Source organism: uncultured Arthrobacter sp. (assembly GCF_902805515.1).
Classification (GTDB): domain Bacteria; phylum Actinomycetota; class Actinomycetes; order Actinomycetales; family Micrococcaceae; genus Arthrobacter_D.
Map to the genome: position 1 here is coordinate 1 of NZ_CADCTE010000087.1, position 23,048 is coordinate 23,048.

The window sequence follows — 23,048 nt, forward strand, 5'->3', positions numbered from 1 at the left end:
AGTAGGCGCAGGCCACCGCGCAGCCGTTCGCCGTGGAGGGCGAGATGAAGTCGGCGGAGCGCCCGTTGGGCTTTGCCGCCAGCGACTTCTTGACGCCCAGGACGAGCGCCTCGGTCTTGATCCGCACCCAGCGCCGGACGTTCGCCTCGTCGCCGGCGAGCTCGGGGATGCGCCAGTGGCTCGCCACTTCGACCACTTCGGCCTCCGGCCAGCGTGCCAGCACCCGCTGGCCCCGGGGAAGCGCGGCCGCCTCCGGCTCGATGTAGATACGGCTGACCTGGAGGAGTTTGCTCGCCTCAATCATGAATGCCTGGCTCCGGTTCGTGGGGGGGGAATTCCACGCTACCGCAGCGCACCGACACTTCGGCGGTCGACCGGGTACGGCGGTCCGGGCGACGAACGGTCCCGGCCCGGCGCGGCCTAGATGGTCTGGCGCACCCGGATGCCGGCGCGGCCCATGGCGTCGGTGTAGGCCGCATGGATTTCCTTGAGCCAGATCTCCTGGTTCGCCGGCGTCCCCTTGAAGGCCCGCTCGCTGGTGGAGCGCACCTCATAAATCTTGAAGCCGCGCTTGTAGATGGCCCGGTTCTCGAGTTTCATGAGCCGGCGGGCCGCCTTATGGGCGTCGGCTCCGTGGGCGATCAGCGCCGACGCACGCGGAACCTGCTGGAGGAAGCTCAGGAGCGGTTTTACACCGTCGGCGATCTGGTCCATCGACAGCGCCCGCTCCTTGCCCTCCTCGAGGAACCACGGGTAGGCGTTCCACGGCATGACCTGCTCGGGGCGGAGGCCGGCGGACTCGTAGATCTCGGCGATCCGCACGGAGGCCGGATCGTCGTTCTCGAACGAAACGAAGCCCGAGGGCAGCGACGAGCCCGGACTCGAGAAAAGACTGACGATCTTGCAGCCATCGACGTCGTGCACCGGGTCGATGTACGGAACGGTTGACCCGGGCTTGAGCTCCCCGAGCGAATCGCACAGCCGGTTCACGTCTTCAATATTGGGGTCGTAGCGCCGCTCCCATTGCTGGGCCTGATAGGTGGGGTCCGCCATACGTTGTGCCAATTCAACCTCCTAGCGGACATCGCCTGGAGTGGCACAAACTTGTCCGCAGATCTCCAGTTTACGCCGCGGGGCGCCTCGGTCCGGCGCAGGGGCCATAATCCCCGCCCCTCCGCGCCACGGGAGCAGGACCGGGGCCGCCCTTCACCTGGAGGGCCGGCGGCGTGTCGCAGCGGACACGCCGTCGTCCCGGAACTCATTCGGAGAGACCCGGCCCGGGCGACATGCGATAGGGTGGAATGCGCTGTTCTCACGTTTATGGATTCCTGCTATCATGAGAAGATGCCCATGACATACGAGGGCGGAGCTCCGGTCATTCGGGACTCCCCGGCCCTGGATCTCGCGAACACCTACTTCGCGGTACGCGGGAAGCCCCGGGAGGGACTTTCGACGCCGGCCGATGTGGCAGCCTGGGTCCTCGAAGTGGCCCCGCAGCTCGACGGAATCGAGCTGCCCGCCGAGGAGCTCGCCGAGGCCCGGGAGGGCGACCTCGCGCTGTTCCTCGAACTGCGGAGCGCGGTGCGGACCCTCGCCTCGGACCTCACCAAGGGCCTCAGCCCGGCCGAGGGGCCCGTCGCGGTCCTGAACCGCGCCGCCGCGCTGGCGCCGGCAGCCCCGGTCCTGACCCTTACGCCGCAGGGTGCGTTGTCGAAGTCCGCCCGGGCCCGGAGCACCGCCCCCCGGGCGGCGTTGTCCGCCCTGGCCCGGGACGCCGCCGACCTGTTTTCCGGGGAGCGGCTGCAGCAGCTGCGCGACTGCCAGGCGCCGGGATGTTTCCTGTTCTTCCTCAAGGACCACCCCCGCAGGGAATGGTGCACCCCGGCCTGCGGAATGCGCGTCCGCGCCTCGCGCGCCTATTACAAGCGCACCCATGCCGACGAGGTGTCCCCGGGCTTCTAACCGCCCGGGAACACCGCACCCGGCATCAGGAGCCGTCGAGCTCCCGCACTGGGTCCGCGGCCGTACCGGCCTACAGCCCGTACTGCTCGAGGAGCCGCAGCCAGACCTCACTGACCGTCGGGAACGACGGGACTGCGTGCCAGAGCCGCTCCAGCGGCACCTCGCCGGCAATCGCGATCGTCGCCGCGTGGAGCATTTCAGCGACATCCGGCCCGGCCAGGGTCGCGCCGATGATGACCCTGCGGTCCTCGTCGACAATCATCTGCGCCCATCCGGTGTACCCCTCGGCGTGGAGGGCGGAACCGGCCACCGCGATCGGGAGTGAGACCTCCGACGCGTTGACGCCGTCCTTCGTCGCCTGCTCAAGCGTGCGTCCCACCATGGCGATCTCCGGATCCGTGAAGACCACCTGCGGCACCGCGTACGAGTTCGCCGTCGCGGCATACCTGCTCCACGGCTCGACGTCGTCACCGAGGGTACCGGCGGCCCGGGCGGCGATGGCATCGCCGGCGGCACGGGCCTCGTACTTGCCCTGATGGGTCAGCATCACCTTGTCGGCGGCATCACCCAGGACATAGAGCCAGTCACCCGCGCTGCGGACCCGCCCGGTGTCATCGGAGCGAAGGCCCGTGGAGCTCAGCCCGAGATCCTCGAGGCCGAGCCCGTCCAGCGCCGGCCGGCGGCCCGTGGCCACGAGCAGCCTCTCGGACTCGATGGTGTCGCCGCTGTCGAGGGTGACGGACACCGCGTTTTCACCGTTCTTGGCAACGGTCCGGATGCCGGTGTTGGTCAGGACCCGGATCCCTTCCTTCTCAAGGGCGTTCTTCACCAGATCGGCCGCCGGCGTCGGGAACCCCCGAAGGATTCCGCTGCGGGCAACAATCGTCACCTTCGCCCCAAGCCGGGAGAAGGCCTGGGCCAGCTCGGTGCCGGCCACGCCTGCGCCGATCACCGTGATCGACTCCGGAACGTCCTCGGCCGAGACAAGCTCGCGGGTGCCCCAGAACGGAGTCTCATCGAGCCCCTCGATGGCGGGGACCACCGGCACGGACCCGGTGGCGATCACGACAGCCTGGCGGGCCTGGATCGTGGTGACCGTCCCATCCTTGGCCGTGACCTGAACCTCGCGCTCCCCGGAGATGCGCCCCTGGCCGCGGACCAGGGTAATCCCCTGCTGCGCCACCCACTTCGCCTGCCCGGAGTCGTCCCAGTTAGCCGCCATCGCATCCCGGCGGGCGAACACCTGGGCGGCGTCGAGGCTGCCCGTGACCGCCTCGCGCGCTCCCGGCAGGGACAGTGCGGCGGAAAGGGCGGCGCCGGAACGGATGAGCGCCTTGGACGGCATGCAGGCCCAGTACGAGCACTCGCCGCCGACCAGTTCGGATTCGACCAGCACCGCCGTCAGCCCGCCCCGGACCGCCCGATCAGCCACATTCTCTCCAACCGGGCCGCCTCCGATGACGACGACGTCGGTTGTCTTTACTTCGGTCACAATTTTTACCTTCCACCACGTGGTGCCGCGAGCCGGCCCACCGGGCCCGGGAACCGGGTCCTGATCTTTGTGCTGCCGCCCGGGAGATCGACTCCCTGCCGCTTTGGTACAAGCGCGGATCCTCAGCGCCCCTGGAACGGCAGACCGCACAGAGCCTGCCCGTCAGGATGGAAAGGCCCGCCCCGAACAATCCCGGGTAGGGGTTCGTTCGACGGGAACTTCCGCATTCAGATCCTCTAACTGTTAGTACGCTAAGCTTTATTCCGCAGGACCATCTTCAACCCCAGGACGGAGCCATGGCTGCCCCCGACGACGACGATTTGCTGCTTGAGCGCCAGCTCTGCTTTGCGCTGTCCATCGCCTCCCGGACGGTGGTCAACGCCTACCGTCCGGTCCTTGAGAAACTGAAGCTCACCCACCCCCAGTACCTGGTGATGCTCATCCTGTGGGAGCAGGACAACCGGTCGCTGCGGGAGATCAGCGAGATCCTCATGATGGAGCCGGCCACCATTTCGCCGATGCTCAAACGGCTCGAATCCCTCGGCTACCTCACCCGGAACCGGGTGCCCGGGAATGAGAGGACGCTGTCGGTGCGCCTGACGGAGACGGGCACCGCCCTGAGGGCGGAGGCCGTCGGGGTGCCCGGGACCATGCTGGAGCGGCTCGGGCTGACCCGGGAGCAGGTGGAAACGCTCAACGATTCAATGCGCGGAATCATTGCGGCAGCCACCCGGGCCGGCTCCGCCGCCGGCTAGCAGCCGACACCGGACAGGGTCCCTCCAGCGGGTGTCAGCGCGACACCGGCTCCGTCGCCTCGAGCAGCCCGAGTTCGCTGCGCCGCGGCATCCCCTCCCAGTCTCCGGGCACCAGGCACGCGAAGGCTCCGGTGCGCACCGCCGTCAGCAGGCACTCGGCGGGCGCGAGCCCCCTCAGCCGTTCGGCGAGATACCCGGCGACGAAGGCATCACCGGCGCCCACGGTGTCCACGGGCTGGACGGGGACGGCGGCCTGTTCGAAGTACATCCCGTCCACCAGGGCCAGGCACCCCTGGGCGCCGCGCTTGACCACGACCTGCGAGGGCCCAAGCTCCGCGAGCGCGCCGGCGAGTTCCCTCGGACCCTCGGCCGGGCCCACCAGCAGGGCGGCTTCGTCGTCGCCGGCGAAGAGGATGTCGGCCCGGCCGGCGAGACGCCGGAGCACGGGCGAGGCGGCCTCGGGGCTCCACAGCGCCCCGCGGTAGTTGACGTCGAAGGAGACCGGGATGCCGGCTGTGCGCGCGGTCTGCACGGCGAGGTCGACGGCGTCGGCGGCCGACTCGGACAGCGCCGGGGTGATGCCCGTGACGTGCAGGAGCCCGGCGGCGGCGATCTCCTCCACCGGCACATCGGCGGGGCCGAGGCGGGAGCCGGCGCTGCCGGCCCGGTAGTACCAGACCTTCTGGTGGTGTTGCGTGCGCCGTTCCTTGATCATCAGCCCGGTGGGCGCGGCCGGGTCGCGGATCGCGCGCACCTCGAGGCCTTCGGCGCGCAGCTCGCGGACCACGAGGTCGCCAAGGCTGTCCGCACCCACCCGGCCGAACCACGACACCGGGGTGCCGAGCCGCGCCAGGGCGATGGCGACATTGGATTCGGCGCCGCCGATGCCCAGGCCGAGTTCGGAGGCATGGGCCAGCGGCCCCGGCGTCTGTGCCCTCATCAGGGCCATCGTTTCGCCGAAGGTGATGACCCCGGCGGACCCGGCGGGGCTGCCGCCGGACACCGCGGTCATTCCTCCGCTCCCCGCGGTGCGGGCACCGGACGTGACCGGGCCACCAGTTCGGAGACCTCGCGGGCCCGCTGGATCAGGCCCGCCGGGCTTCCACCGGCGAAGGCGTCCTGCAGGAGCGGCCCGCCGAGGCTGACGGCGAGCGCACCGGCCTCGATCCAGCCGGGCACGTCGGCGATGCCGATGCCGCCGCTGGGAATGACGGAAATGTCGGGGAAGGGCCCGCGCAGCTGGCCGATATACCCGGGCCCCACGGTGGAGGCGGGGAACAGCTTGACCGCCGTCGCCCCCGCGTTCCAGCCTGCCAGCAACTCGGTGGGGGTCAGGCCGCCGGGGTAGACCGGGATGCCCCGCTCGACGCACAGGCCCACGGTCGGAAGGTCCATCACGGGGGTGACGATGTAGGCGGCTCCGGCGTCGATGGCCTGGCGTGCCTGCTGGACCCCGGTGACCGTGCCCACGCCGATTTCGGCGTCGGGCCCGAACCGTTCGAGCAGCCGCGGCAGCTCCTCGAGTGCGCCGGGGGTGCTGAGGGTCAGTTCGATCGAGGTGACCCCTCCGGCGAGGAGCGCGTCGAGCACCGGGGCGTACTGCTCCGCGTGGCCCGCGCGGAGCACCGCGATCACCGGATTCCGGAGCAGGGCCTGGCCTGCGGCCGGACGCCGGAGGGAGGCGGGAGAAGTCATCGGCCCAGCCACCCTCCGTCGATCGGGAGGATGGTGCCGTGGATGTAGTCGGCGGCACGCGAGGAAAGGAACACGACTCCTCCTGTCAGGTCGTCCGGCTCCCCCCAGCGCCCCGCGGGGATGCGCTCGAGGATCTGCGCCGAGCGGTTCCCGTCGGCCAGGAGGGCCTCGTTCATGTCCGTGGCGAAGTAGCCGGGCGCGACGGCGTTGACGTTGACTCCCCGGCCCGCCCATTCGTTGCTCAGCGCCTTGGTCAGCTGCCCGACGGCGCCCTTGGACGCCGCGTACGCCGGCACCCGGAACCCGCCTTGGAAGGTGAGCATCGAGGCGAGGTTCACGATCTTCCCCTCGCCGCGCTCCAGCATGGGGGCACCGAAGCCCTGGCACAGCTGGAAGACGGCGCGGGTGTTGACCTGCATGACCGTGTCGAAGTCCGCCAGCGGGAACTCGACGGCGTCGTGCCGGATCTGCGTTCCGGCGTTATTGACGAGGATGTGCACCTCGGAGGCGGCCAGGGCGGCGGTGATCGCCCCCGCAATCGACTCCTCGCTGGTGAGGTCCACCGCGATGGTGTCGATCCGGCGGCCCAGCCGCGCGGCGGTCTCCTCGAGTTCAGCGGAGACCGAGCTGCGCTGCAGGGCGATCACGTCCGCTCCCGCCTTGAGCAGGGCCCGGGCGGTGGCCTGGCCGATGCCGCGGGATGCCCCGGTGATGGCGGCGGTGCGTCCGGTGAGGTCGAAGGGATTAGACATCGGCCGCCCCGCTCTCTTCGCCCGCGGACCCGACGAGGACCTTCAGGACCCCGCCGGCCGACATGGCCTTGGTGAAGGCCTCGGGCACCTCGCCCAGGCCGAAGACCTCGATGGGCAGCCGGCCCAGCTGCAGCACGTCGGCCTCGATCAGCCCGACGGCCCGTTCCATGTCCTGGCGCGTGTAGACCCGCACACCGAGGAGTGTCTGCTCGGAGAAGGTGATGCCCTGGAGGTCGAGCTTCGCAGGCTCCTTGTACACCCCGACAAGCACGATGGTTCCCTGCACGCGGGCCGCCCCCGACAGGGCGGCGGCGACGGAAGGGTGGGCCGCGGAGTCGAAGACGATATCGGCGCCTGCGCCTGCGGTCCTCGAGCGGACGGTGCCGGCGGGGTCCTCACCCGGCGCAAGGACGGAGAAACCGAACCGCCCGGCCGCCTCCCGGCGGTCCTCGCTCGGCTCGATAAGGAACACCTCCCCGGCGCCGGCCTCCCGGGCGACGAGGGCCGTGAGCAGCCCGATCGGGCCGGCCCCGAAGACGGCGACCCGCTCACCCCCCGACAGTCCGGACCGGGCGACGGCGTGCACCGCGACGGCCAGGGGCTCGGCGAGGGCGGCCTGCCGGGCGGGCACCTTCGGATCGACGGGCAGGAGCGCCCGCGCCGGAAGGGCGACGTACTCGGCCAGCGAACCCGGCGCGTCGATGCCGTAGAGGTTGAGGTTGGAGCACACGTGGGAATTTCCGCTGGTGCAGGGGCCGCAGGTACCGCAGGTGATCAGGGGCTCCACGACGACCCGCGTTCCCTCGGGGGGACCGTCGGGCGCGGCGACGGCGACCGTACCGGTGATTTCGTGGCCCAGGATCAGCGGCGGAGCGGCCCGCGGGTGGGTGCCGTGGTAGATGGAGAAGTCGGTGCCGCACAGGCCCGTGTACTCGACCCGGATCAGCGCCCAGCCGTCGGGCACCTCGGGCAGGGGAACCTGCTGCACCGCGACGGTCTCCGGCGCGGTGAGCACGGCGGCCTTCATTGAATCGGAGGGGGTCATGAGAGCACTTTCGGGTTGAGGATATTGCGCGGGACGGTTCCGGAGCAGACATCGAGCACGTTCTCGAGGGTCCGGCTCTTCAGTTCGCCGTAGGACTCCTCGCTGTACCAGGCGGCGTGGGGCGTCAGCACGGCGTTCCCGAGGCCCAGGAGGGGGTGGCCCTCCGGCAGCGGCTCCTGCTCGAAGACATCCAGGCCCGCCCCGGCGAGCTGCCCCGATTCCAGGGCGGCAACCACCGCCGCGGTGTCCACGACCCCACCGCGGCAGGTGTTCACCAGCACCGCGCCGGGTTTCATGGCCGCGAGGGTTCCGGCGTCGATGAGGTGGTGCGTGCCGGCGTTCAGCGGCACGTGGAGGGAGACGACGTCGGCGCGGGCAAGGAGTTCCTCGAAGGTGACGACCTCAACGCCGTCGGGAGTGACCGAGCCGGGGGTGAGGCGGGGTTCGTAGCCGATCACCGTGTACCCGATGCCGCGGGCCTTGCGGGCGGTGGCCGAGCCGATGAGCCCGAGCCCGACGATGCCGAAGACCCGGGTGGCGGTCCGGTGCAGCGGCCGCACCGGGGCCAGGCTGTGTTCGCCGGCGCGCATCCGCCGGTCGAGCTGGGTCACTCCGCGGGCCAGGGTCAGGGCCAGCGCGATTGCGTGGTCGCTGACGTCTTCGGTCCCGTAGTCGGGCACGTTGCACACCGCGACGCCGCGGGCCGTGGCGGCGTCGACGTCGACCGTGTCAACGCCCACCCCGTACCGCCCGATGGCCCGAAGCGCCGGAAGGGCGTCGAGCACCCGGGCCGTGATGGGCGCGTACTGCACCAGGATCCCGTCGGCTCCCGCGGCGGCGGCGATGACGTCGTCCTCGGTGCGGCAGGTGGCCAGGGTGAGGCCGGCGCCGCGGCTGCGGGCCAGGTCCTCCTCAATGGCGATGGAGTCGTGGTCGCAGTCGGTGATGACGATTTTCAGCTGATCGGACATCTCATCCCTCCACTGACTGGAATGCTAGTGCTTTTGCGCCGGACCGGACCTCCGCGGCCGTCATGCACGCACCGCTTCGAGGGACGCGAAGTCCAGCTCGACGCCGTGGCCGGGAAGTTCGGGGGCCACGGCGAAGCCGTCCTCGATGCGCAGCGGCGCCGCGAGGTAGGCGTCGAGCCCGAACCCATGGGCCTCCATGTAGGTGCGGTTGGGCGCCGCGGCCAGGGCGTGGACCGTGAGGTCGTGCACCCCGTGCGAGGTGACGGGGAGGTTGTGTGCCTCGGCCAAGGCGCTGACCTTCCGGAAGGTGGTGTAGCCGCCGCAGTTGCTGACGTCCGGTTCGGGGAAGGTGATGGCACCGGCGGTGATCGCCTGCTGGAATTCGTAGAGGGTGTGGAGGTTCTCACCCCCGGCGATCGGCTGGCGGCCCTCGCGGACAATGCGGGCGTAGCCGGCGAAATCGTCGGGGATGGTGGGCTCCTCGATCCAGACCAGGTTGAAGTCGGCGAGCGCATGGGCGGCGCGGATCGACTCGTCGACGCTCCACTTCATGTTCGCGTCAACCATCAGGGGGAAGTCCTCGCCGAGGTGCTCGCGCATCCGGGCCACCCGGGCCACGTCCTCGCGCAGCTGCGGCCGTCCGACCTTCATCTTGATGGCACGGAAGCCCTGCTCCTGGTAGCCGTCGGCCTGGGCGAGCAGGTCCTCGATCGGCAGCTGAAGGTCGATTCCACCGGCGTACACGGGCACCTTCGGGTCGAAGCCGCCGAAGAGGCGCCACAGTGGCTGCTGGGCCTTCTTGCCCTTGAGGTCCCACAGGGCGATGTCAATCGCGGAGATGGCCGAGGTGACATGTCCCCCGCGGCCCGCGTAGTGGAGGGCCCACCACATCTGCTGCCACAGCGATTCGATGCGGTCGGCGTCCTGGCCCTGCAGCAGGGGCGCGAGGTAGCGGTCGATCATCACAGCCACGGCCGCACCGCCGTGATTGACGGTGTAGGTGTAGCCCAGGCCTACGGCCCCGTCGCTGTCGGTCACCCGCACGGTGATGAGTTCAAAATCCAGCATCACCCCGTGCATGCTGTCGGTCAGCGTCTGCTGCAGCGGGATCCGGTAAAGGTCCGTCTGCATTGTTTCGACTTTGGCCATGGTCACTCCTTTGGACGTGGGTACCGAGGAGCCGGCTCTTCCCCGGAGGGCCGTCCGACGCCTAGAAAACCGGTTTTCCCCGGCGGCGTCCACCCTACGGCGATTCCCGGGTGAGGTCAACATCACACCTGCCGCTGTGGCAGAATCAGACTGCCGCATGCTTCGAAGGGAGGTTCAGTGCGCGACGCCGACGCTCCGCTCCACTCGAAACAGCGCTCCCGCCTCATTGACGTGGCCAACCATGCCGGTGTCACCAAATCGGTCGTTTCCCGGGTCCTGAACAACGACCGCACCCTCTCCATCCGGGAGGAGACCCGTACGCGCATCCTCGACGCGGTGCGGGACCTGGGCTACCAGCCGCACACCGGCGCCCGCGCCCTGGCCGGCGCCAGTACCCGCGCCCTTGCCCTGCTCATCCCGGACCTCACCAACCCGGTCTACTCCCGCATTACCCGCGGCGCCGTCCAGCAGGCGCGGGCCCGCGGCTTCGCCATGCTGCTGGCGGAGGACTCCGCCGATTTCGGCGTGGACCGGCAGTTCGCCGACCTCGTGGCGAGCCACCGCGTGGACGGGCTCCTGATCGCCTCGGCACGCCCCGACCACCCGCTGTTGGGCATGCTGCCCGACTCCCGGATTCCGCACGTGTTCGTGAACCGCGTCGTCGCGGGCTCCGGGCGGAACATCTCGCTGCAGATCGAGGCGGCCAGCCAGGCCGCCCTGGACCACCTGCTCGCGCTGGGGCACCGGCGGATCGGCCACGTCTCGGGCCCGGAGCAGCTCGCGCCGACCGTCAGCAGACGGGCCGGGCTGCTTGGCGCCGCGGCGGCGGCGGGCATTCCGGAACCCTCGATCGAGTCGGGGGAGTTCAACGAGCAGGGCGGCTATGCCGCGGCCACCCGGCTGCTGGCGGACCACCCCGACCTGACCGCGATCTACGCGAGCACCCTGAATCAGGCGATCGGCGTCCTCTCGGCCGTCCATGCCGCGGGGCTGCGCATTCCCGGGGACATCTCCGTCATCTCCTACGACGACCTCCCCCTCGCCGGGTTCCTCCACCCTCCCCTGACGGCCATCGCCATGCCGCTGATGGAGCTGGGGCAGGCGGCCGTCGACGCACTCTGCGCCCAGCTCGAAGGGGCACCCCCCAAGGATGTGCTGGTGCCGGGCGCCCCCGAGGTGGTGGTGCGCGGGTCAACCGGGCCGCCGCGTTCTGGACCGCCCGCCGGCACCGCAAAAGTGCCGTCTTAAAGCGGATCTCTCCTTCGGCGGCGGCCCTTCGGCGGCCCCCAGGCGCTAGTCTTAGCGCACCGGACCGAAGGGACCCGCACCATGACGAAAACGATCTACAGAGCCGCCTCCTCCCTCAACGGATTCCTCGCCGACGGGGAGGGTTCGATGGACTGGCTCTTCGCCGTGGACCAGCCCGAGCCCTACCACCAGGGGCACTTCCTGGACGGCATCACGGTGCTGGTCCAGGGGTCGAAGACCTATGAGTGGATGCTCGAGGCCGAGGGCGTCCTCGACCGCCCCGGACGGTGGCGGGAGTTCTACGGGAACCGCCCGGTGTTCGTCTTCACCAACCGGGACCTTCCCCGGCCGGACGGCGCCGATGTGCGGTTCGTCTGCGGCGAGCCCGGCGCCGTCTACCCGCAGCTCCTCGAGGCCGCGGGGGACAAGGACATCTGGCTGATGGGCGGTGGCGACCTCGCCGGCCAGTTCTTCGACGCCAACCTGCTCGATGAGGTGCAGGTGGCGATCGCCCCGGTCACCCTCGACGCCGGGGCGCCGCTGCTGCCGCGCTTCATCCAGTCGGACCGGCTCAGCCTGCGCAGCGCGGAGCAGCTCGCCCAGTTCGCCCACCTGACCTACGAAGTCACCCGCTGGCAGCCCCATCCTGCCTAACCACCCGCCCAGGGCCGGATGCCGCGCTTTTCCTGTGCCTTTCCTGCGGATAATCCTCTGGTGCCGCACCCCCGGTGGTTCGAGAATGGAGGGGAGGGCGGCAGCGAACCTGCCCTCCAGCGGCGGCTGCGGCCCCGCTTTCGACAAGGGCAAAACCGGTGCGAGCCGGTGACGCAAAGCCACGGGGCCTTACGGTCAGCCGGGCTGCCGAACAGCAAAGGTCTCCCATGCACGACACCTCCCCGGGTACCGCCCGGCCCATCCCCCGCCGGTTGGCGGCACACCTGCTGCGCACCGCGCTCACCCTCTGCCTTGCCGCCGTCGTTGCGGCGCTCGGACCAGGGGCACTCCAGCCGGTCCACGCCGCCACGGCGTCCATCTCCCTGAGCGCCTCCAGCGGATCCGCCGGGACCCTGGTCACCGTCTCCGGAACGGGGTTCCCCAAAAAGTCGAAGGGCACCCTCACCGCCGGTACGGCCTCCGTGCCCTTCACCGCCAACGCGTCCGGATCCTTTACCGCCGGCATTGTCATCCCCGACGCCGGCAGCCCGGTGCTCGTCGAGGCGCGGGCGGGCTCGAGCATCGCCTCGGCGCCCTTCACCCTGACCTACGCCCCGCCCGCCGGGCCCGCCCCCGTGCCGGGGATCCGCACGGCACCGCTGCGTTTCGGCGCCGGCACCCCCGGCGGACCGATGGCCGCCGGTGAGCTGGACGAGGTGGCCGTGCTCGCCGGCGAGGCACCGTCGGTCGTCCTGTCCTACAAGGACTTCGCCCAGGCCCCGCCGCTGGCCGAGCTCGACGCCGTCCGGTCCCGCGGCGCCGTGACCCTGCTGACCTGGGAGCCGTGGCTCTGGGGCGGCGGCACCGCCCAGCCCGCCTACTCGCTCGACCGCATCGCCGCCGGGGACTTCGACCCGTACCTGCGCCAGTGGGGCTCCGCCCTGACCCAGTGGGGCCATCCCGTGATGCTGCGCTTCGGCCACGAGATGAACGGCAACTGGTACCCGTGGGCGGAAGGGGTCAACGGCAACGAGGCCGGCGACTACGCCGCGGCATGGCGCCACGTGCACGACGTCGTGGCCTCCACCGGCGCCACCAATATCTCCTGGGTGTGGAATCCGAACGTCCCGTACTGGGGGTCGACGCCCCTGGACCAGCTCTACCCGGGAGCCCAGTACGTCGACGCCGTAGCGCTCGACGGCTACAACTGGGGCGCCTCCGCCTCGTGGAGTACCTGGGTGGAGCCCGATGCCCTGTTCGGGGAAGGACTTGCGGAGGTGCGCCGGCTCGCCCCGGGGAAGCAGATCCTGATCGCCGAGACCGCGTCGGCGGAGGCGGGCGGATCGAAGTCCGCCTGGAACACGTCCCTGGTGCGCTACCTCGCGGCCCAGCCCGACGTCACGGCCCTGGTCTGGTTCCACTTCGCCAAGGAAACCGACTGGCGGATCAACAGCAGCGCCGGCTCCGCGGCGGCGCTGGCACAGGCGCTCGCGGCCCGGCCGCCGGCGGGCTGAGCCGTCCCGGAGCGGACCCCTCGTCCGCTCCGGCGCCGGCGGCCCGGAGTTTCCGGAATCCGGGGACTTTCAGGTCTGGACCCGCTCCGGGGCCAGCCGGTATCCGACGCCCCGGACGGTCACCAGCCAAGCGGGCTGGCGGGGATCTTCCCGGAGCTTCTTTCGGAGATTCCCGATATGCACTTCGACGGCCCGTTCGTCCACATCGCTCACGTAAGCCGCGTCGCGGTACTGCTCGCCGCGCACCACCCGGACCAAATCGGCTTTAGTGCGGACCGAGCCGCCGCTGCGCATAAGGTCGTGAAGTAAATCGAACTCGCTCCGCGTTAAACTGATTTCGGCATCAAACAGTTTGGCAGTGCGGGTTTCCTGGTGGAGCACGAGGCCGTTGTGGCGCAGTACCGGCTGCTGCGGAACCGCCCCCGCCTCGGGGGATGCGCCGGCCGGCCCTCCGGCCTCCCGCGGCCGCCGGAGCATGGCAGCGACCCGGGCCCTCAGCTCGCGGGGCCGGAAGGGCTTGGTGAGGAAGTCGTCGGCGCCGGACTGGAGGGCCATGAGGGTGTCCAGTTCATCGGCGCGTGCGGTCAGCATAATGACGTAGCAGTCGCTGAACGCCCGGATGCGCCGGAGCACCTCGAAACCGTCGATATCGGGCAGTCCGACATCGAGGGTCACCACCGTGGGGCTGTTGCCGCGCACCGCGAGGACCCCCTCACGCCCGGTCGCCCCTGAGTGAACCTCGAACCCCGACTGCTGAAGGACAGCGCTCAAGAGATTGCGCACATCTTCGTCGTCTTCAATAACGACGGCAGTCCCCTGCTCACCCATATTTTTCCCTTACGCCGGAGGCCGGGAGACGTGAAACGTATTCACCCTCGCACACCTTGAGACCCGTGATTGTTTTACAGGCTACAAGGGAAGTTCGTGTTAAGTAAGTTACGCAAGATTGCCGCAGTTTCTTTACCGAATTTCTGCACCTCAATGCCCGTACGAGAGCAATAATAGAGAAATGTCCTCTCTTCATACGGAACCCGCGCCACCAGATTTTCTGTATGAGCCTCCGCCCGTCGAGTCGACCCCGACCACAAAGACGAACCTCTACTTCCGGCGGCTCGGTCCGCGGGTCCGGATCGGCCTGTGCCAGCTGCCCCTGACGGTCATCATCATCGGCATCGTGCTGGCCGCCCCCAGCGTCTGGCCTGGACTGCTCAGCCTCCACTGGTTCCAGCTCGGACTCGCCATCCACGCGGCGCTGTTCCTGGCCTGCTGGCTGATCCCCTGGGAGCGCCTGCCCCAGGCCGCCCCCCTGATCATCCCGGTCGGGGACATCCTGGCGATCGCCGTGACCCGCAACAGCGGGCTGGAAATCCTCCCCGGCCTCGGTGCGCTCGCCGTTTTCCCCGTCATCTGGCTGGCCGCCTCGGGCATCCTCGGCTGGCTGGCGGTGCTCATGAGCTTCGTCGGTCCCCTGCTGATCGTGGGGTTTCCGGTGCTGGCCAAGCTCCCGGACGTCACCGCGGCCGAGCTGAGCGGCACGGTCTTCCTCCCCCTGACACTGCTCTCGGTCGCCCTCGCGGTCCGCTTCGCGACCGCCAATGTGGCCCTGCAGCAGCGCCAGCTGATGAAGAAGGATGCCATCCTGCGCGAGCTGCTCAAATCGAGCAAGGAGCGCGAGCGGCTCCTGCACACCGTGCTGGACACGATCGACGTCGGCGTCGTGGCGGTCAATGCCGAGGGCGAGACGATCCTCACAAACCACCAGCAGAACCTCCTCCACCGCCTCGCCCTGCCCTCCGGAAGCTCCGGCGCCGACGAGTCGGCGCTTGCACTGTTCGGCCAGGACCAGCGGACGGTCCTGCCGGAGGCCAAGCGCCCGGTGCGCCGGGCGGTCGACGGCGAGTCCTTCGCGGACTACCTGATCTGGATCGGGCAGGGCAACGACCAGCGGGCCCTCTCCACGGCGGCGCGGGCCATGAAGAGCGACTCCGGCGCGTTCAGCGGCGCCGTCATCGCCTCGAGCGATGTCACCGGCCTGGTCGAGGCGATCGCAGCGAAGGACGACCTGATCGCCAATGTCTCCCACGAGCTGCGGACGCCACTGACCTCGATCCTCGGCAACCTGGAACTGGCGCAGGACGCCGGCGATGAGGTGCCCCCGCGCACCGCCTACTATCTGGACATCGCCCACAGCAATGCCGAGCGCCTGCTCGAGATCGTCTCGGACCTGCTGCTGTCGGCCTCCGCCGCGCTGAGCGTCCACCCCCGCCGCACCGACATTGCGGGCCTCGTGGATTCCAGCGTCGGCTCGCTGAGCGCCCTGGCCCGCGCCGGGGGAATCACCATCCGGGTTGATGTGCCCTCCCCGTTGTGGGCGCACGCCGACCCGCAGCGGACCTCCCAGGCGATCGACAACCTCCTGTCGAACGCGATTAAGTACTCCCCGGAGGGCGGCGCAGTCACCATCACGGCCCGGCCCGACGGCGACGAGGTGGTCCTGTCGGTCGAGGACACCGGCTCCGGAATGACCCCGGCGGACGCCGCGAGGGTCTTCGACAAGTTCTTCCGTGCCCGCTCGGCCCGGGAATCGGAGGTTCCCGGCACGGGCCTCGGGCTGTCCATCACCAAGGCCATTGTCGAGGGCCACGGCGGAACGATCTCATGCAGCAGTGAACCCGGCCGGGGCACCCGTTTCACCGTCACCCTTCCCGATCACCCGGCACCGGCCGACACCCCGGCCTAACGGCGCCTCCCGGGTGGCCCGCCACCTCCGCCCGGCCGCCCTCCGGACCCGCCGGCGTCGGTGGCTGGCGGCCCGCCGGAGCCCTCCGGCGCTCCCGGGTGATTGACGCCGGTTCCCGGTTTTGCAGTAGAAATGAGGGATGCAGTCCTCCCCCGTTCTCCACCTTTCGCGTTCGGGCACAAGCGTTGTGCTCGACACCACCACCAACGGCCTCCCGGCGGTTCTCTACTGGGGCGAGGCCCTGGGGGACATCGCCGACGACCAGCTGATTGCCCTCGCAGCGGCCCTCCGCCCGCAGCGGGTATCGGGCGGCATCGACATCCCGGCCCGTCTGACCCTCGTTCCGCAGGAGTCCTTCGGCTGGCAGGGAACCGCCGGCTTCACCGGGCACCGCGGCGGGTCCTTCATCTCCGCCGCGTTCACCACCACCGACCTGCAGTCCACGGCTCACGACGTACGGCTCACCGCCGTCGACGCCGTCGCGGGCCTGACCCTCGAAGCGGAACTGACTGTCACCGAAGCGGGCCTGTTCCGCCAGCGCCTCGGCGTCATCAACAGTGCCGACATCGCCTACGAGGTCCGCTCCCTGCTGGCCACCTTCCCCCTTCCGGCCAGCGCACAGGAGGTCCTGGACACCACGGGCCGGCACCTGCGCGAGCGCAGCCCCCAGCGCCACGCCCTCACGGCCGGCAGCTACCGCAGGGAGAGCAGGAAGGGCCGCCCCGGCGCCGACGCGACCCTGCTGCTGGGCGCGGGCGAACCGGCCTTCGGGTTCCAGCGCGGCCTGGTCCACGCCGTCCACACCGCCTGGAGCGGGAATCACCAGCTGCTCGTCGAAAAGACGCCGACCGGCGAGGCCTTCCTAGGAGCCGGGGAGCTGCTGCTCCCCGGCGAAATCGTGCTCGCTCCCGGGCAGCGGTACGACGCGCCCGAGGCCCTCGGGTCCTGGGGCCATGGGCTCAACGAGCTCGCCGCCCGCTTCCATCAGGAACTGCGGCTCCGCGCCAACCACCCGCGGCGCCCGCGCCCGGTCACGCTGAACACCTGGGAAGCGGTCTACTTCGATCACAACCTCGAGCGCCTGACCCACCTCGCCGACAAGGCCGCCGCCGTCGGCATCGAGCGTTTCGTGCTGGACGACGGCTGGTTCTCCGGCCGCCGGGACGACACCGCCGGGCTCGGTGACTGGTTCGTGGACCCCGCGGTGTGGCCCGAGGGGCTGACCCCGCTGATCGACCACGTCCGGTCGCGCGGGATGGAGTTCGGGCTGTGGTTCGAACCCGAGATGGTCAACCCCGACTCCGACCTGGCGCGGAGCCATCCTGACTGGATCATCCAGGCCGAGGGCCGCCTGCCCGTGCCCGGACGCCAGCAGCAGGTGCTCAACCTGGCGAACCCCGAGGCCTACGACTACATCCTGAAGTCGATCGACGCCGTGCTCACCGAAAACGACATCTCCTACGTCAAGTGGGACCACAACCGCGAGGTGCTCGACGGTGCCGACGCCCGCACCGGACACGCGGTCATCCACGAGAACGTCCTGGCGCTGTACCGCCTGCTCGACGAGCTGAAGCAACGCCACCCGGGCCTCGAGATTGAAAGCTGCGCCTCCGGCGGAGCCCGCGTGGACCTCGGCATCCTCGCTCGAACCGACCGCATCTGGACGAGCGACTGCATCGACCCCATCGAACGCCTGCCGAACCAGAAGTACACGGGGCTCCTGGTGCCGCCGGAGCTGATGGGCATGCACGTCGGCGGGCCTGTCTCGCACTCCACCGGACGCGCGCACGGCCTGTCCTTCCGCGCCGCCACGGCCGTCTTCGGCCACTTCGGTGTGGAGTGGGACATTTCGGACCTCAGCGCCGAGGACACCGCCGCCCTGGCGGAGTGGATCGAGGTCCATAAGTCGTGGCGGGACGTGCTCCACACCGGGCACACCGTCTACGCCGACCTTCCGGACCCGGCGATGGACGTGCGCGGCGTCGTCGCCCGGGACGGTTCGTCGGCCCTGTTCGGCTACTCGCTGACCGCCTCCAGCGCCAGCTACCCTCCGGGACGGATCGTCTTTCCCGGGCTCGACCCCGAGGGCTCCTACAGCATCTCGCTCGCTGCACCCCACCGCGAGCTTCCGGGGAACGGGCAGTCAGCCCTGGCCTGGGTGCAGGCGGCCGCCGAGGGATCCCCGCTGTCGCTCAGCGGACGCCTGCTGGGCTCGGTGGGCCTTGAAGCGCCGGTGCTGTTCCCGGAGCAGTCGGTCCTGATCGAGCTCAGGCGGACCGAGGGCTAGTCAGTGCGGGAGCTGCTCCCGTTCGCCGGGTCCTGCTCCGTCCAGCTTTGCCCGGAGTGACCATTCCGGACGAAAGCTGCCCACCGACCGGCGCTGGTCGGTGGGCATATCCGGACATACCCACGGAACAGACGCGGTCAATGAGCAGAACGGCCTAACCCCGCACAACTGCCCACTGACCAAGGCCAGTCAGTGGGCAAAACGGCCCAACCCGGCACAACTGCCCACCGACCAAGGCCAGTCAGTGGGCAAAACGGCCCAACCCGGCACAACTGCCCAGTGACCGAGACCGGTCAGTGGGCAGAGCGCCCAACCCGGCACAACTGCCCAGTGACCGAGACCGGCCAGTGGGCATATCCGGACATGCCCACGGAACAGGCGCGGTCGGTGGGCAGAACGGCCCGACCCGGCACAACTGCCCGCTGATCAAGGCCGTTCGGGCGTCAAATCGGCGCGCGGGCGCCAGTCCCATTTCTGAGACGTCAGGAAGCAGCCGAATGCCGGGGCGGCCAACCCGGGGCAGCGCCGCTCAGGCGGAACCGCGCCACATGACCACGGTCTCGAGCACGCGCGGCGAGCTGGGCAGGCCCATCAGCTGGGCGAGCACCAGTTCGGCAGCCGTGGTGCCGAGGAGCCCTGCCGGCTGGCGCACGGTGGAGAGCTGGGGCCGGCACCGCAGGGCCCAGCTGCTGTCGTCGAAGCCGACAATGCCGACGTCCTCGGGCACGCGCCGTCCGGCCTCCTGCAGGGCGGTCATGGCGCCGGCGGCCACCGCGTCGGAGGCCGCGAACACGCCGTCGATCGACGGGTCGCGGCGGAGCAGCTTCTGCATGCCCTCGAAGCCGGCGGCGTAGGTGTAGAGAGGGTACTCAACGACCAGGCGGGGGTCGTACCGCTCCCCCATCGCGGCCCGGAATCCGGCCAGGCGGTCCTGGCCCGAGTCGCGGTCCAGGGCGCTGGCGATCATGCCGACGCGCTGGCGCCCGGTGCCGAGCAGCCTGCTCGTGATTGCGCGTGCCGCCTCGACATTGTCGATCGCGGCGTACGGCAGGTCGGGAGTGCCGTCGGGATGTCCGACGAAGGCGGCCGGCAGCCCGATGTCGGCGACGGCTGCGGCGATGGGATCCGAGGCGCGGGCCGAGACGATGACGGCGCCGTCGATCAGGCCCCCACGCAGGTGGTCGGCGACCCGGCGGCTGTCGCGGTCGGAGTCGATAATGAGGGTGACCAGCTGGTAGTCGGCCTTGGAGAGCGCCTCGTTGGCACCCAGCAGGATCGAGCCGATGTTCGGGTCCTCGAACAGGAGCGAATGCGGCTCGTGAATGATCAGGCCGATCGCCCTGGATTCCTGGGTGACCAGGTTCCGGGCCGCCGTATTGCGCACGTAGCCCACCTGGGCGATCGCCGCCTCGACGGCCATCCGCGCCTCCGCAGAGACATATTTCTCCCCGTTGACCACCCGGGAGACGGTGCCCCGGGACAGCCCCGCGGCGTCGGCGACGTCGTTGATCGTGGCGCGCCGTGCTCGCATTCGGGTGAGGGACATATCTGTACTGTAGCCGAGCCTCCGACTACTCGGAGGTAGCTCAGCCGTTGACAGCCTTCGGGGCCGTTGCTACGCTGTGAACGCTCCCAGAGATTGCAGAGGACATCGGTTCCGTGGTTTCTGGGAGCGTTCACAGAGCGTTCAAGGCAACGAGGCCCCTCCTCGTCTTGCGCGTGCAGAGCAAGCCGAAGGAGCAGGGTTGAACCTGAACAAATATCCAGTCACGGAGCTGTCCGGAAACGGAAAGCTCGTCTATGGCTGCGACTACAACCCCGAGCAGTGGAGCCGTGAGGTCTGGCTGGAAGACGTCCAGCTGATGAAGCAGGCCGGCGTGAACCTCGTGGCCATCAATATCTTCGGCTGGGCCGAACTTGAAAGCTCGCCCGGGAACTACTCCTTCGAACGCCTCGATGAAATCCTCGACCTGCTCCACGAGCACGGAATCGGCGTCAACCTCGGCACCGGCACCTCCTCCACCCCGGCCTGGCTGACCACCCTTCACCCCGAGATCCTCCCCCAGTCCGCCGACGGAGTCCGGGCCTGGCCCGGCGGACGGCAGGCCTGGTGTTCAAGCTCCCCGGTGTACCGCGAGCACGCGCTGCGCCTGGTCGAGCAGGTCTCCCGCCGCTACGGCGCCCACCCCGCCGTCCGGCTCTGGCACGTCTCCAACGAACTCGGCTGCCACAACGCCCTGTGCTACTGCGACGTCTCGGCCTCCGCGTTCCGCGGCTGGCTCCGCAGCCGCTATGAGACCCTCGATGCGCTCAACGCCGCCTGGGGCACCACCTTCTGGTCGCAGCGCTACTCCGGGTGGGACCAGATCCTTCCTCCGCGCACCACCATCTCCGCGTACAACCCCACCCAGGTCCTGGACTTCCACCGCTTCAGTTCCGATGAACTGCTCGGCTACTACTCGGCCGAGGCGGAGATCCTGCGGCAGCACAGCACCGTGCCGGTCACCACCAACTTCATGGTCACGGCCCACATCCGCACCCAGGACTACTGGTCATGGGCGCCGCACATGGACGTCATCGCCAACGACCACTACCTCGACCACCGGCTCGAGGCACCGACCATGGAACTGGCCTTCGCCGCCGACGCCACGCGCGGACTCGCCCAGGGCTCGCCCTGGCTGCTGATGGAACACTCCACCTCCGCCGTGAACTGGCAGCCGCGCAACATCGCCAAGGCACCCGGCGAGATGATCCGGAACTCCCTGACCCACCTCGCCCGAGGGGCCGACGGCCTGTGCTTCTTCCAGTGGCGCGCCTCCGTCCAGGGCAGCGAGAAGTTCCACTCCGCGATGCTCCCCCACGCCGGAACCGATTCGCGGGTGTGGAAGGAAGTCGTTGAGCTGGGCGGCATCCTTGAACGCCTCACCGAGGTCGGCGGCAGCACCGTGACCGCCGAGGCCGCCCTGGTCTTCAGCTGGGAAGCCTGGTGGGCCTACGACCGGGAGTCCCACCCGTCGTCGGATATTGCCTACCTCGATCAGGTCCACGCCGCGTACAAGGCGCTGTGGGAGGCAGGCATCACCGTCGACATCGTCGCCCCGGGTGCCGACCTCTCCGCCTACAAGCTCGCCGTCGTGCCCGGCCTGTACCTGGTGCGCGACAGCGACGCCGCGGCGCTGGCCGACTACGTTGCCGACGGCGGCCACGCGCTCGTGACCTTCTTCAGCGGCATCGTCGACGAAAACGAGAAGGTCCGCACCGGCGGCTACCCCGGGGCGTACCGGGAACTGCTCGGTATCCGCACCGAGGAATTCCTTCCCCTGGCCCCCGGTGACATGCCGGCCCTGGACAACGGCACCGCGGCGTCGCTGTGGAGCGAGGCACTGCGCCTCGAAGGAGCCGAGGCAATGGTCTCCTTCACCGGCGGCCACCTCGCCGGCACCGCCGCCGTCACCCGCAACCGGCACGGCGCCGGCACCGCCTGGTACCTCGCCACCGCGCTGGAGCCGGCGGCGCTGCGCGAAACCCTCACCCGGGCCGCCGCCGACGCCGGGATCACCGCCGCGTCCTCCCCCGAGGGCCTGGAGACGGTTGTCCGCTCCAACGGGGACCGGAGTTACGTCTTCCTGATCAACCACTCGCCCGAAGAACACAAACACGCAATCCAGGGCCAGGAACTGATTGTCGGTGAGGAAGTTGCCGATGTCGTCGTGGTCCCCGCAGGCGCCGTCCGGGTTGTCCGCACCTCCACCTCCGCCCACCCAACCAATGGCCTCCCCACAGGCTCAAAGGATGTTGAAAGTGACTAGTTCAAGCATTTCTCCGGCACTGGCCAAGGGGGCGCAGAAACCCCGGAGAACCAAGACCTTCGCGGCCCAGCGCCGCGCAGTCCTCCTCTTCATCGCGCCGTTCGCCGTCCTGTTCCTGGCGTTCTACGCCATCCCGATCGTCTTCGCCGTGGTTCAGTCGCTCCTGACGGTGGAGCGGGAGGGCACCTTCGGGGCGCCGCAGGAGGTCTTCGGCGGTTTCGTCCAGTACCAGCAGGTGTTCCAGAACACCGAGTTCTGGCGGTCCGTGGGACGGGTGGTCCTCTTCGGCGTCGTCCAGGTTCCGATCATGCTCGGCCTGGCCCTGCTGTTCGCCCTGCTGCTGGACTCCCCGCTGCTGAAGGGCAAAAAGTTCTTCCGCCTCGCGTTCTTCGCCCCCTACGCCGTTCCCGGTGTCATCGCCGCGATCATGTGGGGCTTCCTCTACTCGCCGACGCTCTCTCCGTTCGGGCTGATCACCTCGGAGGTCAACGTCCTCTCCGCGGAGCTCGTGCTGTGGGCCATCGCCAACGTCGTGACGTGGGTGTACGTGGGCTACAACATGCTGATCATCTACTCCTCGCTGCTGGCCATCCCCACCGAAATCTATGAGGCGGCCAAGCTCGACGGCGCCAGCAACATCCAGATCGCCTGGCGCATCAAGATCCCCCTGGTCGTGCCGGCCATCATCCTCACCGGGGTGTTCTCGATCATCGGCACACTCCAGCTCCTCGCCGAACCCCAGACGCTTCGCAGCTTCAGTTCGGCCATCAGCAGCACCTTCACCCCGAACCTCGCGGTTTACACCACGGCGTCGGTTCCCAACTACCACCTTGCCGCAGCGTTCTCCGTAGTGCTGGCCCTGGCAACGTTTATCCTCTCCTTCGTCTTCCTCAAGGCAACCCAGCGGAAGGTCAGCCAGTGAGCGCAGCAGCAGCGGCCCCAGTTTCAACCCGAAAGTCGGTGCGCAGGGGAAAC

Annotated in this window: 20 protein-coding genes and 1 riboswitch; of the genes, 9 read left to right on the forward strand and 11 right to left on the reverse strand. The window is 69.5% G+C overall.

Annotation, left to right across the window (positions count from 1 at the left end; genetic code table 11):
* Both QZX79_RS07435 and QZX79_RS07440 read right to left on the reverse strand, forming a co-directional pair.
* On the reverse strand, positions 1 to 301 hold a 301-nt coding region (locus tag QZX79_RS07435), incomplete at its 3' end, for a spore photoproduct lyase family protein (RefSeq protein ID WP_366484787.1).
* 119 nt (positions 302 to 420) lie between these two features.
* A complete protein-coding gene (locus QZX79_RS07440; RefSeq protein ID WP_294566871.1) occupies positions 421 to 1,065 on the reverse strand; it encodes a uracil-DNA glycosylase in 645 nt (214 codons plus the stop codon).
* A 285-nt stretch (positions 1,066 to 1,350) separates the two neighbouring features.
* Here QZX79_RS07440 and QZX79_RS07445 point away from each other — a divergent pair, with 285 nt between their 5' ends.
* A complete protein-coding gene (locus tag QZX79_RS07445) occupies positions 1,351 to 1,962 on the forward strand; it encodes an ABATE domain-containing protein (RefSeq protein ID WP_294566874.1) in 612 nt (203 codons plus the stop codon).
* 70 nt (positions 1,963 to 2,032) lie between these two features.
* On the opposite strand, the gene QZX79_RS07450 is transcribed toward QZX79_RS07445, so the two are convergent.
* Positions 2,033 to 3,454 (reverse strand): NAD(P)/FAD-dependent oxidoreductase, encoded by a 1,422-nt coding sequence (locus tag QZX79_RS07450; protein WP_294566877.1) that lies wholly within the window; start codon positions 3,452 to 3,454, stop codon positions 2,033 to 2,035.
* 296 nt (positions 3,455 to 3,750) lie between these two features.
* On the opposite strand from QZX79_RS07450, the gene QZX79_RS07455 reads away from it, so the two are divergent.
* On the forward strand, positions 3,751 to 4,209 hold the full coding sequence (locus QZX79_RS07455; RefSeq protein ID WP_294566880.1) for a MarR family winged helix-turn-helix transcriptional regulator: 459 nt from the start codon (positions 3,751 to 3,753) through the stop codon (positions 4,207 to 4,209).
* 34 nt (positions 4,210 to 4,243) lie between these two features.
* Here QZX79_RS07455 and QZX79_RS07460 read toward each other — a convergent pair whose 3' ends face one another.
* From QZX79_RS07460 to QZX79_RS07485, 6 genes are read right to left on the reverse strand one after another with little or no spacing between them, the layout of a single operon-like run.
* The gene (locus tag QZX79_RS07460; RefSeq protein WP_294566884.1) at positions 4,244 to 5,221 is read right to left on the reverse strand and encodes a sugar kinase; all 978 of its coding nucleotides are present in this window, start codon (positions 5,219 to 5,221) and stop codon (positions 4,244 to 4,246) included.
* A complete protein-coding gene (locus QZX79_RS07465) occupies positions 5,218 to 5,904 on the reverse strand; it encodes a bifunctional 4-hydroxy-2-oxoglutarate aldolase/2-dehydro-3-deoxy-phosphogluconate aldolase (protein ID WP_294566887.1) in 687 nt (228 codons plus the stop codon). The genes QZX79_RS07460 and QZX79_RS07465 overlap by 4 nt, the downstream gene beginning before the upstream one ends.
* Positions 5,901 to 6,656 carry an SDR family oxidoreductase gene (locus QZX79_RS07470; protein WP_294566890.1) on the reverse strand — a complete coding sequence of 252 codons (756 nt, stop codon included), beginning with the start codon at positions 6,654 to 6,656 and terminating at the stop codon, positions 5,901 to 5,903. The genes QZX79_RS07465 and QZX79_RS07470 overlap by 4 nt, the downstream gene beginning before the upstream one ends.
* Positions 6,649 to 7,701: a zinc-binding dehydrogenase gene (locus QZX79_RS07475; protein ID WP_294566893.1), complete on the reverse strand. Its 1,053-nt coding sequence runs from the start codon at positions 7,699 to 7,701 to the stop codon at positions 6,649 to 6,651. The genes QZX79_RS07470 and QZX79_RS07475 overlap by 8 nt, the downstream gene beginning before the upstream one ends.
* A complete protein-coding gene (locus QZX79_RS07480; protein WP_294566896.1) occupies positions 7,698 to 8,672 on the reverse strand; it encodes a C-terminal binding protein in 975 nt (324 codons plus the stop codon). The genes QZX79_RS07475 and QZX79_RS07480 overlap by 4 nt, the downstream gene beginning before the upstream one ends.
* Before the next feature lie 60 nt (positions 8,673 to 8,732).
* A complete protein-coding gene (locus tag QZX79_RS07485) occupies positions 8,733 to 9,821 on the reverse strand; it encodes a mandelate racemase/muconate lactonizing enzyme family protein (protein ID WP_294566899.1) in 1,089 nt (362 codons plus the stop codon).
* 177 nt (positions 9,822 to 9,998) lie between these two features.
* Between QZX79_RS07485 and QZX79_RS07490 the strand changes: the two genes are divergently transcribed.
* The 3 genes from QZX79_RS07490 (at position 9,999) to QZX79_RS07500 (ending at position 13,237) form a co-directional block, all read left to right on the forward strand.
* Positions 9,999 to 11,069 carry a LacI family DNA-binding transcriptional regulator gene (locus tag QZX79_RS07490; RefSeq protein ID WP_294566902.1) on the forward strand — a complete coding sequence of 357 codons (1,071 nt, stop codon included), beginning with the start codon at positions 9,999 to 10,001 and terminating at the stop codon, positions 11,067 to 11,069.
* Between the two features lie 81 nt (positions 11,070 to 11,150).
* The gene (locus tag QZX79_RS07495) at positions 11,151 to 11,723 is read left to right on the forward strand and encodes a dihydrofolate reductase family protein (RefSeq protein WP_294566904.1); all 573 of its coding nucleotides are present in this window, start codon (positions 11,151 to 11,153) and stop codon (positions 11,721 to 11,723) included.
* A gap of 138 nt (positions 11,724 to 11,861) precedes the next feature.
* Positions 11,862 to 11,935, forward strand: a riboswitch (cyclic di-GMP riboswitch).
* Positions 11,936 to 11,950: 15 nt separating this feature from the next.
* The gene (locus QZX79_RS07500; RefSeq protein ID WP_294566907.1) at positions 11,951 to 13,237 is read left to right on the forward strand and encodes a glycoside hydrolase family 26 protein; all 1,287 of its coding nucleotides are present in this window, start codon (positions 11,951 to 11,953) and stop codon (positions 13,235 to 13,237) included.
* A gap of 69 nt (positions 13,238 to 13,306) precedes the next feature.
* Here the strand turns inward: QZX79_RS07500 and QZX79_RS07505 are convergent, their stop codons facing one another.
* Positions 13,307 to 14,065, reverse strand: a complete 759-nt coding sequence (locus QZX79_RS07505; RefSeq protein ID WP_294566910.1) for a response regulator transcription factor — start codon at positions 14,063 to 14,065, stop codon at positions 13,307 to 13,309.
* A 181-nt stretch (positions 14,066 to 14,246) separates the two neighbouring features.
* Between QZX79_RS07505 and QZX79_RS07510 the strand changes: the two genes are divergently transcribed.
* Both QZX79_RS07510 and QZX79_RS07515 read left to right on the forward strand, forming a co-directional pair.
* Positions 14,247 to 15,977, forward strand: coding sequence for a sensor histidine kinase (locus QZX79_RS07510; protein WP_294566913.1), 1,731 nt, complete (start codon positions 14,247 to 14,249; stop codon positions 15,975 to 15,977).
* Positions 15,978 to 16,116: 139 nt separating this feature from the next.
* Positions 16,117 to 18,264, forward strand: a complete 2,148-nt coding sequence (locus QZX79_RS07515; protein WP_294566916.1) for an alpha-galactosidase — start codon at positions 16,117 to 16,119, stop codon at positions 18,262 to 18,264.
* A 529-nt stretch (positions 18,265 to 18,793) separates the two neighbouring features.
* Here the strand turns inward: QZX79_RS07515 and QZX79_RS07520 are convergent.
* Positions 18,794 to 19,810: a LacI family DNA-binding transcriptional regulator gene (locus tag QZX79_RS07520; RefSeq protein WP_294566919.1), complete on the reverse strand. Its 1,017-nt coding sequence runs from the start codon at positions 19,808 to 19,810 to the stop codon at positions 18,794 to 18,796.
* A 199-nt stretch (positions 19,811 to 20,009) separates the two neighbouring features.
* Between QZX79_RS07520 and QZX79_RS07525 the strand changes: the two genes are divergently transcribed.
* Both QZX79_RS07525 and QZX79_RS07530 read left to right on the forward strand, forming a co-directional pair.
* Positions 20,010 to 22,073 (forward strand): beta-galactosidase, encoded by a 2,064-nt coding sequence (locus tag QZX79_RS07525; protein WP_294566922.1) that lies wholly within the window; start codon positions 20,010 to 20,012, stop codon positions 22,071 to 22,073.
* Positions 22,057 to 22,995: a carbohydrate ABC transporter permease gene (locus QZX79_RS07530; RefSeq protein WP_133403618.1), complete on the forward strand. Its 939-nt coding sequence runs from the start codon at positions 22,057 to 22,059 to the stop codon at positions 22,993 to 22,995. Before QZX79_RS07525 ends, QZX79_RS07530 begins: the two co-directional genes overlap by 17 nt.
* Positions 22,996 to 23,048 lie beyond the last annotated feature (53 nt).

Bases quoted from the DNA above. Each gene is read 5' to 3' on its own strand.
- QZX79_RS07445 (WP_294566874.1), top strand. From the start codon at position 1,351: ATGACATACGAGGGCGGAGCTCCGGTCATTCGGGACTCCCCGGCCCTG.
- QZX79_RS07455 (WP_294566880.1), top strand. From the start codon at position 3,751: ATGGCTGCCCCCGACGACGACGATTTGCTGCTTGAGCGCCAGCTCTGC.
- QZX79_RS07460 (WP_294566884.1), bottom strand. From the start codon at position 5,221: ATGACCGCGGTGTCCGGCGGCAGCCCCGCCGGGTCCGCCGGGGTCATC.
- QZX79_RS07465 (WP_294566887.1), bottom strand. From the start codon at position 5,904: ATGACTTCTCCCGCCTCCCTCCGGCGTCCGGCCGCAGGCCAGGCCCTG.
- QZX79_RS07470 (WP_294566890.1), bottom strand. From the start codon at position 6,656: ATGTCTAATCCCTTCGACCTCACCGGACGCACCGCCGCCATCACCGGG.
- QZX79_RS07475 (WP_294566893.1), bottom strand. From the start codon at position 7,701: ATGACCCCCTCCGATTCAATGAAGGCCGCCGTGCTCACCGCGCCGGAG.
- QZX79_RS07480 (WP_294566896.1), bottom strand. From the start codon at position 8,672: ATGTCCGATCAGCTGAAAATCGTCATCACCGACTGCGACCACGACTCC.
- QZX79_RS07485 (WP_294566899.1), bottom strand. From the start codon at position 9,821: ATGGCCAAAGTCGAAACAATGCAGACGGACCTTTACCGGATCCCGCTG.
- QZX79_RS07495 (WP_294566904.1), top strand. From the start codon at position 11,151: ATGACGAAAACGATCTACAGAGCCGCCTCCTCCCTCAACGGATTCCTC.
- QZX79_RS07500 (WP_294566907.1), top strand. From the start codon at position 11,951: ATGCACGACACCTCCCCGGGTACCGCCCGGCCCATCCCCCGCCGGTTG.
- QZX79_RS07505 (WP_294566910.1), bottom strand. From the start codon at position 14,065: ATGGGTGAGCAGGGGACTGCCGTCGTTATTGAAGACGACGAAGATGTG.
- QZX79_RS07510 (WP_294566913.1), top strand. From the start codon at position 14,247: ATGTCCTCTCTTCATACGGAACCCGCGCCACCAGATTTTCTGTATGAG.
- QZX79_RS07515 (WP_294566916.1), top strand. From the start codon at position 16,117: ATGCAGTCCTCCCCCGTTCTCCACCTTTCGCGTTCGGGCACAAGCGTT.
- QZX79_RS07520 (WP_294566919.1), bottom strand. From the start codon at position 19,810: ATGTCCCTCACCCGAATGCGAGCACGGCGCGCCACGATCAACGACGTC.
- QZX79_RS07530 (WP_133403618.1), top strand. From the start codon at position 22,057: ATGTTGAAAGTGACTAGTTCAAGCATTTCTCCGGCACTGGCCAAGGGG.